The organism is Streptomyces sp. NPDC057939, from assembly GCF_042887545.1.
Lineage (GTDB): Bacteria > Actinomycetota > Actinomycetes > Streptomycetales > Streptomycetaceae > Streptomyces.
In genome coordinates, this window is the sequence record NZ_JBHVPG010000076.1 from 10,905 (window position 1) to 26,838 (window position 15,934).

Annotated in this window: 13 protein-coding genes; 8 read left to right on the forward strand and 5 right to left on the reverse strand. The window is 75.5% G+C overall.

The genetic code is table 11. The features are described from left to right. A partial coding sequence (locus ACFVS6_RS40090; RefSeq protein WP_389711472.1) for a hypothetical protein occupies positions 1–230 on the forward strand: 230 nt, incomplete at its 5' end. Positions 231–258: 28 nt separating this feature from the next. Here ACFVS6_RS40090 and ACFVS6_RS40095 read toward each other — a convergent pair. After that, a complete protein-coding gene (locus ACFVS6_RS40095; protein WP_389711473.1) occupies positions 259–1,464 on the reverse strand; it encodes a spore photoproduct lyase family protein in 1,206 nt (401 codons plus the stop codon). A 367-nt stretch (positions 1,465–1,831) separates the two neighbouring features. On the opposite strand from ACFVS6_RS40095, the gene ACFVS6_RS40100 reads away from it, so the two are divergent. The 3 genes from ACFVS6_RS40100 (at position 1,832) to ACFVS6_RS40110 (ending at position 6,184) form a co-directional block, all read left to right on the forward strand. Beyond that, positions 1,832–3,613, forward strand: a complete 1,782-nt coding sequence (locus tag ACFVS6_RS40100) for an N-acetylglutaminylglutamine amidotransferase (RefSeq protein ID WP_389711474.1) — start codon at positions 1,832–1,834, stop codon at positions 3,611–3,613. A gap of 43 nt (positions 3,614–3,656) precedes the next feature. Continuing rightward, complete coding sequence (locus tag ACFVS6_RS40105; protein ID WP_389711475.1) at positions 3,657–5,741, forward strand: S9 family peptidase; 2,085 nt, start codon at positions 3,657–3,659, stop codon at positions 5,739–5,741. 86 nt (positions 5,742–5,827) lie between these two features. Next, entirely contained in the window at positions 5,828–6,184 is a 357-nt protein-coding gene (locus tag ACFVS6_RS40110; RefSeq protein WP_389711476.1) for a hypothetical protein, read from the forward strand. 21 nt (positions 6,185–6,205) lie between these two features. Here ACFVS6_RS40110 and ACFVS6_RS40115 read toward each other — a convergent pair whose 3' ends face one another. Further along, entirely contained in the window at positions 6,206–6,676 is a 471-nt protein-coding gene (locus tag ACFVS6_RS40115; protein WP_389711477.1) for a flavodoxin family protein, read from the reverse strand. Positions 6,677–6,868: 192 nt separating this feature from the next. Here ACFVS6_RS40115 and ACFVS6_RS40120 point away from each other — a divergent pair, with 192 nt between their 5' ends. The 3 genes from ACFVS6_RS40120 to ACFVS6_RS40130 are packed head-to-tail and all read left to right on the forward strand — an operon-like array spanning position 6,869 to position 10,670. Continuing rightward, positions 6,869–8,761, forward strand: coding sequence for a diacylglycerol kinase family protein (locus ACFVS6_RS40120; RefSeq protein WP_389711478.1), 1,893 nt, complete (start codon positions 6,869–6,871; stop codon positions 8,759–8,761). 53 nt (positions 8,762–8,814) lie between these two features. Then, positions 8,815–9,768, forward strand: a complete 954-nt coding sequence (locus tag ACFVS6_RS40125; RefSeq protein WP_389711479.1) for a YihY/virulence factor BrkB family protein — start codon at positions 8,815–8,817, stop codon at positions 9,766–9,768. A 50-nt stretch (positions 9,769–9,818) separates the two neighbouring features. Then, complete coding sequence (locus ACFVS6_RS40130) at positions 9,819–10,670, forward strand: phosphatase PAP2 family protein (protein ID WP_389711480.1); 852 nt, start codon at positions 9,819–9,821, stop codon at positions 10,668–10,670. A 24-nt stretch (positions 10,671–10,694) separates the two neighbouring features. Here the strand turns inward: ACFVS6_RS40130 and ACFVS6_RS40135 are convergent, their stop codons facing one another. After that, entirely contained in the window at positions 10,695–11,126 is a 432-nt protein-coding gene (locus ACFVS6_RS40135; RefSeq protein WP_389711484.1) for an ATP-binding protein, read from the reverse strand. 549 nt (positions 11,127–11,675) lie between these two features. Here ACFVS6_RS40135 and ACFVS6_RS40140 point away from each other — a divergent pair. Beyond that, on the forward strand, positions 11,676–12,290 hold the full coding sequence (locus ACFVS6_RS40140; RefSeq protein WP_389711481.1) for a response regulator transcription factor: 615 nt from the start codon (positions 11,676–11,678) through the stop codon (positions 12,288–12,290). Positions 12,291–12,352: 62 nt separating this feature from the next. Here ACFVS6_RS40140 and ACFVS6_RS40145 read toward each other — a convergent pair whose 3' ends face one another. Both ACFVS6_RS40145 and ACFVS6_RS40150 read right to left on the reverse strand, forming a co-directional pair. Continuing rightward, complete coding sequence (locus tag ACFVS6_RS40145) at positions 12,353–14,158, reverse strand: ATP-binding cassette domain-containing protein (protein WP_389711482.1); 1,806 nt, start codon at positions 14,156–14,158, stop codon at positions 12,353–12,355. Beyond that, on the reverse strand, positions 14,155–15,934 hold a 1,780-nt coding region (locus tag ACFVS6_RS40150), incomplete at its 5' end, for an ATP-binding cassette domain-containing protein (RefSeq protein WP_389711483.1). The genes ACFVS6_RS40145 and ACFVS6_RS40150, both read right to left, overlap by 4 nt.

The window sequence follows — 15,934 nt, forward strand, 5'->3', positions numbered from 1 at the left end:
GGCCCGGCCCGGGGCCGGCCGGGCCCCGGCGGCGCCGCCCCGGCGGGCCGCCCGGTGGGGGGGCCGGCGCCGGGCGGCGGCCCGACGACCCCGGGGCGGAGCGCGCCGCCCGGGACCGGGTGCGGATCGCGAAGGTCGCGCTCGGGGAACGCGGCACCCCTTGGTGGGAGCAGGACGGGGCGGAGCGCGCGGCCCGTTGGCGGGACGGCCTGGCGGCGCTCGACGCCTGACGGGCCGGGTGCGGGGCGCCCGGCGGCGTCAGAACGCGTAGCGGATCCGCAGCCAGGGGGCGTGGGCGGCCACCAGGCGCCGGACGGTGTCGACGGCCTCGGCCTTGGTGTCGTTGCGGTAGCGGACGTTCCAGCTGCCGTTCTCGGAGCGCTTGGCCTGCTGGATGTCGGGCCGCCACAGGGCGTCCTCCGCCCGGGGGTGCCAGCCCAGGTTCAGTTCGTGCAGGTCCCGGTTGTGCGTCAGCATGATCACCTCGGCCGCCGCCTGCTGCTTGACCGCCTGCGGAAGGACATCGTCCATGTGTCGCAGGAGCAGGCTCCAGTCCGCTTCCCACCCCGGCCGCACGACCACGGGCGACAGGTTGAAGTGGACCTCGTACCCGGCCTCCAGGAAATCGGCGGCGGCCGCGATCCGCTGCTCCACGGGGCTGGTGCGGATGTCGAGCAGCCGGGAGTGGCCCGGCGGCATCACGGAGAAGCGCACCCGCGTGCGGCCGCGCGGGTCGAGGAGCAGCAGGTCGGGGTTGACGTACTTCGTGGCGAACGAGGCCTTGGCGGTGGGCCGGTGCGCGAAGGCGCGCACCAGGTCCGCGACGTTCTCGCTGATCAGGGCGTCCACCGAGCAGTCGCCGTTCTCGCCGATGTCGTAGACCCAGGCGCTCGGGTCGCACTGGTTGGGCTCCCGCTTCGGCCCCTGGCGGGTGATGTGCCGATCGAGGTGGGCGATGATCCGCTCGATGTTGGTGAAGACGGTGATCGGGTTGGCGTAGCCCTTGCGCCGCGGTACGTAGCAGTACGCGCAGGCCATCGCGCAGCCGTTGGACGGGCCGGGGGCGATCCAGTCGGCGGATCGGCCGTTCGGGCGCGTGGCGAGGGTCTTCTTCTCGCCCAGGACGAGGACCTCGCTCTTGACGCGGACCCAGCGTTCGAGGTTGCCCTCGTTGCCGTGGAGATCGGGGATCCGCCAGTGCGAGTCCACGTCGATGACCCGGGCGTCCGGGTAGCGGGCCAGGATCTCCCTGCCGCGGGGCGACGCGGCGGCGGCGGGCTCCGCGTGGATCTCCCGGACGGCCAGCAGCCGGCGGGCGGCCGGGGAGTCGCGGTGGAGCGGCCCGTACGCGGTTCGCGCGGCGTCCCCGCCGGACGGGGTGCGCGCGGGACCGGACCGTAGCTCCTCCAGGCCGAAGAGCGCGTCCGCGTCACCGTCGGACGCCGCGACGGCGCTGTCGCCCATGACTGCACTCCGGTTCTCGCGCCGACGGTCCCGCGGCGGGGCGCGGCAGGTGACGGCGGGCCTCCCACTGTAGGCGCCGCTAGGGGGGCCGGTGGGCCGGTCGGGTGGCGTGGCGGGGGCGGCGTGGGTTCGGCGGCGGGCGGGGCGCGCGCGGTGGTGCCGTCGCGGGTGGGGCCGGAACGGGGGAGGCTTGAGGAACAGGTGGGCGGGCAGGCGCGTCCTGAGTCGATCGCCCGTTCGGCCGCGCCGCACACGGCGCGGGGCGAAGGGCACGGGAGCGGAGAGGAATGACGGACATGGTGGGGCCCCGCGAGGCAAGGGCCGTCGAAGGACGGCCGCCGCACGACGACCGATCGGCGGGCACCCCGTGTGCGGCCTGAGCGGTGAGGTGCGCTTCGACGGCGGTCGCCCCGACCTCGCCGCTGTCGAACGCATGACCGATGTGATGGAGCCGCGCGGCCCCGACGGCCGGGGCGCCTGGTCGCAGGGAGCGGTCGCCCTGGGGCACCGGCGACTGAAGATCATCGACCTGTCGGAGCGCGGGGCCCAGCCCATGACGGACCCCCGCCTGGGTCTCACAGCGGTGTTCAACGGCTGCGTCTACAACCACCGCGAGGTGCGCCGGCGGCTCGAAGGCGTGGGGCACCGGTTCTTCTCCGACTCCGACACCGAGGTCTTCGTCAAGGCGTACGCCGAGTGGGGCCGCGATTGCGTGGACAACCTCGTCGGCATGTTCGCCTTCGCGGTCGTCGAGCACCACACCGGCCGCGTCGTGCTGGGCCGCGACCGCCTGGGCATCAAGCCGCTGTACGTCACCAGGGACGCCGCCCGGCTCCGCTTCGCCTCCACGCTGCCTGCCCTGCTGGCGGGCGGAGGAGTCGACACGTCCGTCGACCCGGCCGCGCTCCACCAGTACCTGAGCTGGCACGGCACGGTGCCCGCGCCCCGTACGGTCCTGGCGGGCGTGCGCAAGGTCCCGCCGGCCACCGTCCGCGTCATCGAGCCGGACGGCACCCAGCGGGACCACTGCTACTGGCAGCCCTCCTACACCCGGCACTCCGAGCTCGGCGCGGACCCCGCGCTCTGGCGGGAAGCCGTGCACGAGGCACTGCGCACCGCGGTCCGGCGGCGCACGGTCGCCGACGTCCCCGTCGGCGTGCTGCTGTCGGGCGGCCTGGACTCCAGCCTGATCGTCGCCCTGCTCGCGGAGGAGGGGCGCGAGGGCCTCCCGACCTTCGCGATGGGCTTCGAGTCCGAGAACGGTGAGGAGGGCGACGAATTCCGGTACTCGGACCTCGTCGCCCGCACCTTCTCCACCGACCACCACCAGTTCATGATCCCCTCCGACCGGCTCCCCGCCGCGTTGGAGGGCGCCATCGGCGCCATGAGCGAGCCCATGGTCAGCCACGACGCGGTGGCGTTCCACATGCTGTCCGAGCAGGTCGCCAAGGACGTCAAGGTGGTGCTCTGCGGCCAGGGGGCGGACGAGGTGTTCGCCGGCTACCACTGGTACCCGCCGATTGCGGCGGCGACCCGGGAGGACGCGCCCGCCGCGTACGCCGACGCGTACTTCGACCGGACGCACCGCGACCTCACCGCCATGCTGCACCCGGGCACCGCGCCGGCCGCCGACGTCTCCACGGACTTCGTACGCGCCCACATGGCCGCGCCCGGCGCCGAGACCTCCCTCGACGCGGCCCTGCGGATGGACGTCCACGCCCTGATGCCCGACGATCCGGTCAAGCGGGTCGACAACATGACGATGGCGTGGGGCCTGGAGGCCCGGGTGCCGTTCCTGGACCACGAGCTCGTCGAACTCGCCGCCGCCTGCCCGCCCGAGCTGAAGCTGGCGCAGGGCGGCAAGGCCGTGCTCAAGGACATCGGCCGCAAGATCCTGCCCCCCGAGGTCGTGGACCGCCCCAAGGGGTACTTCCCGGTCCCGGGGGTCCGGCACATGGCCGAGCCGGTGCTGGCCCGCGTACGGGACGCCCTGACGGCGCCCGAGGCGCGCCGGCGCGGGATCTTCGACCAGCGGCACGTCGCACGACTGCTGGCGGAACCCGACCGGCACCGGGCCAAGCGCGGAGCCAACACGCTGTGGCAGGTGGCCTCGCTGGAGCTCTGGCTCCAGGCGCACGGCGTCCACTGATCCGCGACGGCCCGTCGCGGGAGCAATCCCTGGAGAGGCGGCCATGCCCTTGGAGCGCACGCAATCCCCGGCGGCCCACCCCGGAGCCCCGGGAGCGCCGGCGGTACCCGCGACGGAGGCCCTCGAAGCGGAGGCCACGGCAACGGAGGCCCCCACAACCGAGGCCCTCGCAGCGGCGGTTCCGGTACCGGAAGCACCCGTACGGGAGGTTCCGGTACCGGCCGTCCCGGTACCGGCCCCCGCGCCCGTGCCGGTGCCCGACGACCACCACGCCGACCCGCCGACGCTCCTCACGGCCCACGGCTGCTGGTACCCGTCGGCCGACCCCACCGGCGACCACGTGGCGTTCATCTGCGACCGGGCCGGGGTCCCGCAGTTGTGGAGCGGGCCCGCCCGCGGCGCCGGGGCCCACGTCCTCGACGCCGACCCCGATCCGGTGACCGAGGTGTCGTGGTCCCCCGACGGACGGTGGATCGCGTACACCTGCGCCCCCGGCGGCGGCGAACACACCCGGGTCCTGGTGGTGCGCCCCGACGGGACCGGCCGCCGCGTCCTCGCCGGGGCGGAGACGGGCGGCTCCGCCCACCTCGGGTGCTGGAGCCGCGACGGCTCCGCCCTCGCCGTCACCCTCGCCCGCACGACCGACGGCGGCGCATTGGCCGCCTACCTCATCGACCCCGACGGCACGAACGCCCCGGTCCTGCTGTTCGCCGAACAGGGAGCCGCCTCGCTGCGCGTGTGCGACCTGAGCGCGGACGGCCGGTTCGCGCTCCTGCGCCGCGGCCCGCGCGGCCACCGCGAGGGCCGCGTCCTGGACACCTCGTCCGGCCGGACCACCTTCGCGCTGCGGGTCGCCGACGGGGACCCGTGGATCGGCCGGTTCTCGCCCGACGCCCGCACCCTGTGGCTGCGCAGCGACGCGGAACGCGAACACGCGGCCCTCCTGAGGGTTCGGGTGGACGAGGACGGCGCGGGCGGGGACGTCCGCGTCGCGGCCGGCCGCGAGGACTCCGACCTCGACCTGCTGACCCTCCCCGACCACGGACGGTGGGCCCTCCTCGTGTGGAACGCCCAGGGCGCCGGCGAACCGGAGGGCATCGGCCTGCCCACCTCCGACGCCCCCGGCGAGGAGAGCGACATCGGCCCGCACCTGCTGCGCCCGGACCTGCCCCACGAGGTGGTGACCCGGCTGGCCGCGGTCGGCAGCGGCACGGTGTTCGCGGCCCTGTCGGGCTCCGCGCGACGACCCGGTGTGTGGCAACTGGAAGGCGGCACCCCGCCCCTGCGCACCCCCTGGTCGGCACGCGACGAGGACGCGGCCCCGCCCGGCCGTCCCCCCGTCCGCCCGGTGCCCCTGCGCTGCCGGGCCCGGGACGGACTGACGCTGGGAGGTTGGTACTACCGCTGCCCGGACCGGGATCCGGGCCGGCCCGGCCCGTGCGTGATCCACCTCCACGGCGGGCCGGAGGAACAGGAACGACCGGTGTTCGACCCGCTCTACCACGAGCTCCTCGACCGGGGCCTGGACGTCTTCGCCCCCGACGTCCGCGGCTCGTCCGGCTGGGGACGCTCCTTCGTCGACGCGGACCTCGGCACCGGCCGGTTCGCGGCGATCGACGACGTCGCCGACTGCGCCGCGCACGTCGTCTCGCTCGGGTACGCCGACCCGCTGCGGCTCGGCGTCATGGGCCGCTCCTACGGCGGATACCTCACCATGGCCTCGCTGGTCCGCCACCCCGCCCTGTTCCGCACGGGCGTCGCCGTCTGCGGGATGTCGGACTTCGCGACGTTCTTCGCCGGTACCGAGCCGTGGATCGCCCGGTCCGCGGCCGCCAAGTACGGCCATCCCGAACACGACCGGGAACTGCTCCACGACCTTTCCCCGATGAGCCGCGTCCACGAGCTGCGGGTCCCCGTACTGGCGGTCCACGGCGAGCACGACACCAACGTCCCCCTCACCGAATCCGAGCAGTTCGTACGGGCGGCCAGGGAACGCGGGCTGCCCGCGGAACTGCTGGTGCTCCGCAACGAGGGCCACGACTTCCTGCGGGCGGACAACCGCCGCACCTACCGGCGCGCCGCGGCGACCTGGCTGGAACGCCACCTCGACGGCGGGACGACGTCCTGATCCGTACGGGTGACAGCCGCGTCCCGGGACGACACTCCTGGGGCGGCGGAGGGCTCGCGCGGACGAAACTGGGCATGCGGTAGGGCATGACCGGACAACAGCAGCAGGAACACACGCGGACCGTCCCCGCTCCCCGGAACAGGCCGGAGGCGGGCGTGCGCCTGGTCGGCTTCGTCACGGCCGGGCCCGGCGGGGCGATGACCGACGAGGTCGGTGTCATCACCGGCGAACTGACCCTCGCCACCGAGGACGACGGCGCGGGCCGTGCCGTGCTCACCGTCCAGTACACGGGGGCGTGGGAGTGGTACACCCTCACCGGCAGCCCCGTCCCGCTCCCGGAAGCCGGTCTGGCGGCCCTCCACGAGGAGGCCCTGACCGCGATCCGGGCCGGCGGGGGCGCCGAGGCCCCCGATCCGGTGTCGGGCACACGTCCCGAACGCTGAGGCGGGGACCCGCCCCCTCGGTCAGGACGCCGGTCCCCTCCCGTCCCGCAGCCGCTCGGCGAACGCCCGCGCGGCGCCCAGGTCACCGGCGTCCGGCCGCCGCTTGTTGATGCCGCCGACGAGCCTGAACGGGGCCCAGGTGTCGAACGCACGGCACGAGAAGCTCCCCTCCACCCGCAATCCCCTGGCTTCGAGACGCCGGACCAAGGGGCGGGTGAAGGGCGCCGGGGGCAGCTCGGGGAGCCCGCTGGTGGCGAACACGAACGCCCGGCCGCGCCCGGCGGGCAGCGTCGTCACGAGTTCGGTCAGTCGCGGGTGGAGCCTGCCGAGGAAGACGCCCGAGCCGAACCCCACGAGGTCGGCGGCGGCCAACTCCCCCACGTCGACCTCCTCGGGGGTGACGACCTCCGCACCCAGCACCCCGGCCATGGCGTCGGCGACGCGGCGCGTATTGCCGTGTGACACGGAGACGCACACGATGACGGTCTTCATCCTGGTGATCCCTTCGCTCGCCTTGCCGGACGGTCCGCAGGAGGGACAGGGGAGCGGCGACGGACGTGACACCGGCACCTCGTGACGCCGGTCACATCGGGGGTGGTCCGGTCGTGAACGCCGCCGGGACTACGGCCACGGTCCGCCGCACCCCGCGCGCATCAACGGGCCGTCACGGGCAACAAGGTCGCCATGACGACGGAAAGCGGCACCGCCGCGAGACGCACCCGGCTCCTGTGGCTCGTACCGGCCCAGTTCGCCGCGATGGTGGCACTGGGCCTGTTCGTGACCGGGGCGCCGGTGGCCCGGCGGCTGCTGTCGACCGAGGACCGCGTCACGGACGCGTTCGCCGCGCACCGGACCCCGTGGGCGGACTCCGCCACGGAGTGGCTGTCGATCATCGCCTCGACGGAGGGGATCGTCGGCGTGACGCTGCTCTGCGTCGTCGCCCTGTTGGTGCTGCCCGGCACCCCGCGTTGGGCGGACGCCGTCTTCCTGGGCGCTTCGGTCGCCGTGCAGTCGGCGGTCTTCCTGGCCGTGACGATGTGCGTGGAACGCCCCCGGCCCGACGTGCCCCGCCTGGACGGCGCGCCGCCCACGTCCAGCTTCCCGTCCGGCCACGTCGGTGCCTCCGTCGCCCTGTTCGGTGGGCTCGCGGTGCTGGTGTGGACCCGGGTCCGCGGACCCTGGCGGTACGTCGCGGCGACGGTACTGGCGCTCGTCCCGCCGGCGGTCGGGCTGTCCCGGATGTACCGGGGCATGCACCACCCGTCCGACGTGGCGGGCGGCCTGCTCAACGGCGTCGCCACGCTGCTCGTCGTCGGCGCGGTGTTCCTGGCCGGCCGTACCCGTGACGCCGACGAAGGACCGCAGGACGGCCCGGCCACGGTCCTCCCGGCGATCCCCGGATCGACCGCCGACACCTCCGCCGACACCTCCGTGCCCGCCTCAGACGCCGCCGTTCCGGGCGCCCGGGAGGGAGGGGCCGGCGAGGGCGGTCCGGGACGGACGGCGGTCGTGGTCCGCCATCCGCACGGCTGCGGCGACGACCTGGCCGAGCAGGTGAGGCTCGACCTCCGACGCCACGGGTACACCGAGCAACGGTGGACGCACACCTCCGTCGAACAGCCCTGCGGGACCCTGCCCGAGGAGTGCGCCGAGCCCGGAGTGGACCTGGTCGTCGTCTGCGGCGGGGACGGCACGGTCCGCGCCTGCGCCGACGTCGTGGCGGGCACCGGCGTCCCGATGGCACTGGTGCCCTGCGGGACGGGCAACCTCCTCGCCCGCAACCTGGACCTGCCCCTGGACCCGAGGGACGCCCTCGAAGGGGCCCTCGCCGGCGGCGACTTCCCGATCGACGTGGGACGGGTGAGCGGCGACGACCTGCCGTCGACGCGGTTCACGGTGATGACGGGCGCCGGCTTCGACGCCGCGACCGTCCGCGACACCTCGCCCGCCCTCAAGGCCCGCCTGGGATGGGCGGCCTACGTCCTGTCCGGCGCCCGCCACCTGGGAGACCCCGGCATGCGGCTGTCGGTACGGCTGGACGGGGGCCGGGTCCGGCGCCGCCGGGCGCGGATGGTCGTCATCGGCAACGTCGGCGCCCTCCAGGGCGGCCTCGAACTCCTGCCCCGGGCACGGCCGGACAGCGGGCTGCTGGAGGTCGTGCTCTTCGACCCCCGGGGCGCCGCGGGCTGGCTCGCCGCCGCCGGGCACCTGGCCTCCCGGGTGGTCCGCGGGGGCGCCCCCGCGGACGACGGGTCCGCCCGCGCGCCGGCCGGCGGTCGGACGGTGGCCGGCGGGTCCCTGGAATACTTCAGCGCCCGGCGGATCGAGATCACCTTCGCCGGGGCGCAGCCCCGGGAGGTCGACGGCGACACCATGGCGGAGGGCTCCCGCCTCCTCGCCGAGGTGGAACCGGGCGCCCTGCGGGTCCGCCTGCCCGGGGCCCCGGGAACGGTTGCGCGCGACCGCGCGGCGCACGCCGCGCCCGACGCCCGTGACGCGCACGCGGCGCTCGCCGCACACGAACGACGCGGCGTCCACGCCGGCGGGCACGCCCGCCCCCGCCCCACCCACCACTGAACTCCGCCCCTCTCCGCCGCTCCGCGCGCCGGAACCACACAGTCAGGAAGCCGATGGGAACCGCGACCCGGGTACCGCAGAGACGCGACGTGGTGGGGGAGGAACTGTCCGGGGACGAGGCCTGGGCCGCCCTGCGCCGCTACGGGGGTTGGAGCCTGGCCCGCGACTCCTTCGTGCGCTTCCGCTACGCGGACGGCTTCAGCCACTCCCGCGCCCTCGCCCTCCAGACCGTCCTGTCCATCGTGCCGCTGGCCATCGCCGCCATCGGCCTGTCCAGCGTCCTGCACACCGAGGACATAGGCCGGGTGGCCGAGCTCACGATCGGACGGATCACCAGCGGGCCCAGCCGGGAGGTGATCGACGAGGCCCTGCGCGAGAGCCGCCGGCACGCCGGGGACGGCGGCCAGGCCGCGCTCTGGCTCGGCCTGCTCTTCTCCCTCGTCAACGTCACCACGAGCCTGTGCCAGGTCGAGCGCGGCGCCAACCGCATATACGGCAACGAACGCGACCGGCCCTTCCTGCACAAGTACGCCCGCGGTGTCGTCATGGCGGCGCTCGCGGGTCTTCCCCTCGGCCTCAGCTTCGTCCTCACCGTTCTCGGCGCCGACCTCACCCACGCCTTCGCCGAGGTCTACCACCTCGGGCCGACCACCATCCGCGCCTGGGACGTCCTGCGCTGGCCGGTCGGCGTGCTGCTGGCCGTGCTGGCCACCAGCGCGATCTTCCGACTCGCGCCCCGACGTGACCAGCCCGGCTACACCTGGCTCGCCTTCGGCGCCGTCGTCTACCTCGTCCTGTGGATCACGGCGACCTGGGCGCTGAGCCTGTACGTCGGCGCCAGCAGCACCTTCACCAGCGTGTACGGGCCGCTCAGCGCGCTCGTGTCGCTACTGCTGTGGTCCTACCTGACCTCGCTGGCCCTCTTCCTGGGCCTGGCCTTCTCCGCCCAACTGGAAGCCGTACGGGCCGGTGTGCGCGAGCCCGTCGCGCAGGACCCCGGAGTCTGATCCCGCCGCCCGTTCCCGTCCGAACGTCCCCGATCGAAAGTCGCAGACCCATGGCACAGCTCCCGCCCCGCCCCGGACCCGGCCCCCGCTCCCGACGCCGAGCGGTCCGCGCGTTCCTGACCGGACGATCCGGGCCCGACGCGGCCTTCGGGACGAGGCTCGTGCTGACGGTGGCCGCGACCATCGCCGTGAGCGTGCCGTTCGTCCTCGCCCTGGTGCTCGTCGAATCCCGGTGGCCGCCGCTGTACCGCCTCGACCGGGACACCGCCGAACGGCTCCACCGGGCCGCCCTGGAGGACCCGGACCGGGTGCGCGTGCTGGAGTTCCTCACCGGCGTGCTGTGGGACCCGGTGACCATGCGGCTGCTCGTGGCCCTCCTGGTGATATGGCTGCTGCGGCGCCGCGCGTGGCGCCTGGCCACCTGGGCGGCCGTCACCGCCACGGCCGGCGCCCTCATCGGGTTCCTCACCAAGAACGTCGTGGAACGCGCGCGCCCGCACCTGCCCGACCCCGTCTCCCACGCGCCGGGCTTCTCCTTCCCCTCCGGGCACGCCATGACGGCCATGGTCTCCTGCGCGGTGCTGCTCCTCGTCCTGCTCCCGCTGGTGCCGCCCGCCTGGCGGTTCCTGCCGTGGGCGCTGGCGGTGACGAGCGTCCTCGGGGTCGGCTACACCCGGGTCGCGCTCGGCGTGCACTGGGTCAGTGACGTCGTGGGGGGCTGGCTCCTCGGCCTCGTGGTGGTCACCGCCACGACGCTGGTCTTCGAGGCGTGGCGGGCCGATGCCGGACGCCGCCGTACCGCGCTCGGGGAGGGACTGGAGCCCGAGATCAGGACGGACGAACCGGAGCCGGCCCTCGACACGTCCCCCCGGCGGGGATCCGAGGACGCGCCGAGGGGATGACCGCGCGTACGGGGCGCGGGGAGCTCACTCCGCCGGGCCCTGGCCCGCCCCGGCGTGCGGGGCGGGCGTCAGGCGGGGGTGGAAGCAGGCGGTGATGGTCTTGCCGCCGTGGAAGGAATGGGCGTCCCAGGCGTCGGCCAGGGCGTCGATGATGGCGAGCCCCCGTCCGGAGGTCGCCTCCCGGGAGGCGACGCGCGGGGCGGGCAGGCTCGGGTCGCTGTCGGCGACGCTGACGTGCAGGCACTGCCCGTCCCACGTCAGCACCAACCGGGCGCTGCTGTGGGCGTGGACGTGCGCGTTGGTGACGAGTTCCGAAACCGTCAGCAGGACGGAATGGGCCGTGTCCGGGGCGTCGGCCGTCCACCGCAGGGAGTCCAGGTGCTCGCCGGTCCACCGGCGGGCCTCGCGCACCCCTCTGTGCACCGGGAAGGACTTGGCCCACCCCTTCGCACGCATGGACACCGCGCTCACCTCGCTTCCGCTCGTGTGTGGTGCCGACCCGGGCGGGCCGGTACACGGCTCAGAACCGGCCCGCCCGGTGGCGGGCACGGTGTCCGCCCTTGCGGTGGACGAGCAGCAGGGCCAGCACCATGGGGGCGATCAGAAGGGCCATCGTCGTCATGGGTGTGCTTCCTCTCCTCGTGGTCCGTCGCTCCTTGTCCGTGTGGCCGCTGAGCGTCGTCCGAAACCCGACTCCCGAACGCGGCACCCCGGTTGGCCCCGCCACACGCCGCCCCCACGGCGCGCCACCTCCCGCGCCCGACGGGCGGATCCCGCCGAATGCGCGCGGAATCAGCCCGTCCGGATGTTGGCCCGTCGAGGCCCCGCACGGCGCTTCCGGGACGCCCGCCGAGGTGGGACGGCCACCGGTCGCCCGGGGGTGGAACTGGAGGAGCGCCTGGCTTCGGCCACGCGCCCCCGTACGCCTCCCGCCGTGACGTTCCCCCACGGCGGTAGCTGGGCAGCCGCTTGGTGCTGATCGCTCGTCACCCGAGGGGAACCCCGATGACCAAGGTCCTGGTACTGCACAGCGTGTGCCTGGTGAGGTCCGCCCTGGCCGCTCTGCTGAGATCCGAAGGCGACTTCGACGTCACCTCCTCCGGCTGGCGCGCCGCGGCGCGCCAGGCGGAGTTCTTACGACCCGACGTGGCGGTCGTCGACTTCGACTGTCCGGAGGTGTCGGCGGCCCTCCTCGCCGACACCGACACCGACGCGGGCCGCCTGCTGCCCCACTGTCCCGCACCCCTGCTCGTACTCGCCCGGGCCGACATGCCCGGCACGCTGAGCCGCGCCTTCCGGACGCGGGCGCTCGGCTACGTCGACAAGGACGGTTCGCCCGACCGGCTGGTCCGGGCCATCGGAAAGGTCGCCGCGGGGGAACGCTTCATCGACGCCACGCTCGCCTCCGCCTTCATGGAGGCCGACCCGATGCCGCTCAGCCCGCGCGAGCTGAGCGTCCTGGCCCGGGCCGCCGAGGGTGACTCGGTCGCGGAGATCGCCCGCGCGCTGCACCTCGCCAGCGGAACCGTGCGCAACTACATGGCCGCCGTGACACGGAAGACCGGCGCCCGCAACCGGATCGACGCCATCCGGATATCCCGGCGGGCCGGCTGGGTCTGAGCCGCCGGCCCGACCTCCCCACCCCGCACCCCCGACGGGCGATCCGCCCGACCGTGCGCGCCTCACCCGCGCGCGTTCCACAGGCCCACCAGATCCCGGTACAGGGGCGACCTGGCCGGGAGCTCCGCATGCGTGCCGCACACCGCCCGGGTCCCGTCGAGGACGAGGACCCGGTCGGCCCTGACGGCGGAGGAGATCCGGTGGGCCACCACCACCAGGGCGCCGGGGCGCTCCGCGAGCGCCCGTTCGGCACGTTCCTCGGTCCGGGGGTCGAGGTGACAGGTGGCCTCGTCGAGCAGCAGCAGGGGGGCGGGGGAGAGGTAGGCGGCGGTGAGGGCCAGGTGCTGGCGCTCGCCCTGGGAGAGCCGGCCCGGGTCGACGGTCGCGTCCAGCCCGCCGAGCCGGGCCACGAGCCCGTCCGCGCCGAGGGCGGCCGCGGCCCGCTCCACCCGCGCCCCGGACACCCGGTCGGGGCACAGGTGGGTCAGGTTCTCCCGGACCGTTCCGGTGAACACGTAAGCCTGTTGGGGAAGCAGGGTCCGGCGGACGTCGGGGCCGGACCCCGGGGCGCCGCGCGCGGGCGCGCCCGCGACCCGTACGGTGCCGTCGCCGGGCGGCAACAGTCCGGCGATCAGCGCGGTGAGCGTGGACTTGCCGATGCCGCTCGGCCCCACCACGGCCAGGTGCTCGCCGGACCCGACCACCAGGTCGAGGCCGTCGATCACCGGCTCCGCGCGGGGACCGTACGCGAAGCGGACCCGACGCAGTTCGACGGCGGGCGGGAACGCGGGCGAAGGGACCGGGACGGGGACGGGGACAGGGACGGGGGCGGCCGGCGGGGCGGGCGTTCCCGCCCCCGTCTCCGTCCCCGCCCCTGCTCGCGGGGTTCGCTTCGCGGTCCCCGGATGCGGATCGCAGAACCGGTCCAGTACCACCAGCAGTCGGGTGCCCGCCGCCCCCAGGGCCGTCATCAGCGCGTCCAGGGCCGGGAGGAGCGACTGCACGAGATAGGTGAGTGCCCCGGCCACCGCGCCCGTGCTCACACCGCGCCCGAGCAACCAGGGCGTCGCGGCGAGCAGTACGACGACGGGCAGCCGGCCCGCGACGCCCAGGGCCAGCGTGCGCAGGGCGGTCCACCGGGCGAGCCGGACGGTGAGCCGCTCCTGCTCGGCGATCAGCCGCTCCACCCCGGCTCCGGCGCTCGCCGCGCCGCCGCACGCGACGACGTCGCGCAGCCCGGACGCCAGTTCGGCGGTGCGCGCGGACAGTGCCTCGTCGGTGTCGAGCGCCGCCCGCTGCACGCGCGCCATCGGGTGCAGCGTGGCGAGGAACCCGGCCGTGCCCAGGAGCAGGGCGGGCAGCACGAGGACCAGCAGGACGGGAGCCAGCGCGGCCAGCCCGAGCAGTGCGCCCAGGGCGGTGAAGACGAACGAACGGGCGACCAGGACGAGTCCGGCGAAGGAGTCCCGGGCCATCTCGGTCTGCTGCGTCAGTCGGGAGACCGCGCCCGCGTCACCGGCGCGCCCGGGATCGGCCACGGCCCGCCCGAGCGCCTGGCGCACCGAGCGCCGCACCAGACCGTCCCGCAGCGGTTCGACCAGGTCCGCGAGCCCGCCGAACACGCCCCGCAGGGCGAGCGCGCCGAGCAGGGCTCCCGCACCGGCCACGGCCAGCCAGCCGATGCCCGTACCGGTACGGCCGGCGAGGAAACCGTCGTCGAGGGCGCGGGCCACCGCGTAGCCGCCGAGGAAGGTGTGCGCGGACTCCAGCAGGGACCAGAGCGCGAGCCTGCGCAGCGGGCGGGGCCGTTCGCGCAGGAAGCGGCGACCTTCGCGGGACACGCGCCGCCACGTTCCGTACTCGGTCACCGGACCGCCTCCCGGCCGGGCGGCTCCTGCGCGGCCCGCCGCGCGACACCCCCGGCCGGCCCGGAGGCGGGTTCGTCGGCACGCCGCGCCGCCGGCGCCGCGGCGGTCTCCGTGCCGTCGCCGAAAACCGCCCGGTAGGCGGGGTCCCGCCACAGCTCCGCGTGCGGGCCGGTCGCCCGGACCCGTCCCGCGTCGAGCCAGACGACGAGGTCGGCGCGGGCGGCCGAGGAGATGCGGTGGGCGACGACCAGACGGGTGCCCGGCCGGACGTCGCGGGCCAGGGCGCGCTCCACCTCCCGGGCGGTGAGGGTGTCCAGGCTCGATGTCGCGTCGTCCAGGACGAGCAGTCGCCCCGCCCGGCAGAACGCCCTTGCCAGACCGAGGCGTTGGAGCTCGCCGCCGGACATCGGCGCGTCCGCGAGCGCCGTCGCGTACCCCTCGGGCAGCCGGCGGACGAAGCCGTCGGCGCCGGCCGCCCGCGCGGCGGCGCGCACGGCCTCCGGGTCCGGCACGGGCCCACTGCCGAACGCGAGGGCGCCCGCGACGTCCGCGCCGAAGAGCGCGGGCCGTTCGAAGGCGTGGCCGACCTCCCGGCGCAGTTCCTCGGGGGACAGCTCGTCGAGCGGTACGCCGTCGAGCAGCACCCGACCTCCGTCGCAGTCGGTGAGCCGGCCCGCCGCGGCGGCCAGCGTCGTCTTGCCGGAGCCCGAGCGGCCGACGACGGCCGTCGTCGTCCCGCCGGGGATCCGCAGGTCGATGTCGTGCAGGATCACGGCGCCCGCGCGCACCACGCGCACCCCGCGCAGCTCCAGCGTGCCCGGTCCGCCTTCCGGCAACCGGCTCGATCCGTGGGGGAGTTCGGGCAGGTCGAAGAGGGTCGCCGTGCGGCGGGCGGCGGCCCGGCCGCGGACCACGGCCGCCAGCCGGCCCGTGACCGCGCCGGCCCCGGCCGCCAGGCCCGCGTAGCGGACCGCGGCGAGGAGCCCGCCGACGCCGAGCGCGCCGTCCGCGAGCCGGACCCCGCCCACGCCGAGGACCACGTACAGCAGCAGCGGCATGAGGGCGCTCGTCCGGGCCACGGTCGAACCGTAGATCCGCCACGTCCGCCGCCCCTCGGCGTCGAGCTCCGGCAACCCGGCCAGTACGCGTGCCTGTTCGCGCTCGGAGGTGCCGGCGGCGGCGATCGTGCGGGCGCCCCCGAGCGCCTCCACGAGGCGCCCGGCCATGGCGAGCTGCACCTCCTGGTAACGGCTGACGCTGGCCCCGGAATCGCGGGCGAAGGCCCGCAACAGCAGCACGAGGAGCGGGAGTCCGGCGAGGAAGGCCAGCCCGGTCCACACGTCGACGAGGAACAGGGCCACGAGCCCACCGACCGGGGGCAGCAGGGCCACGGCCGCGCCCACGACGGCCGCCGGTACGCCACCGGCGGTGGTCGCGTGCGAGGTCAGCCTGGCGGAGAGTTCACCGGGGGAGTGGCGGGCGGCGTGGTGCGGCGCGGTGCGCAGCAGCCGCGCGAGACCCGACCGGCGCAGCCAGGCGGTGGAGCGGGCGTCGACGCCGCCACCCAGCCGGGCCGTGGCGGCGTCGAGGAGGACCTCGGCGGCGATCACCGCCGCACACCACGCGGTCCACCGGGCACCGGCGGGGTCCTGCCGCAGCAGCAGGTCGAGGGTGTGGCCCAGGACGGCCGGTTCGGCCAGGGCCGCGGCGGCGGCGGCCACCGAGCAGGCGGCGCCGGCGGCGAGCCGGCCGGCGCTGTGGCGTGCGGCCCCCCCC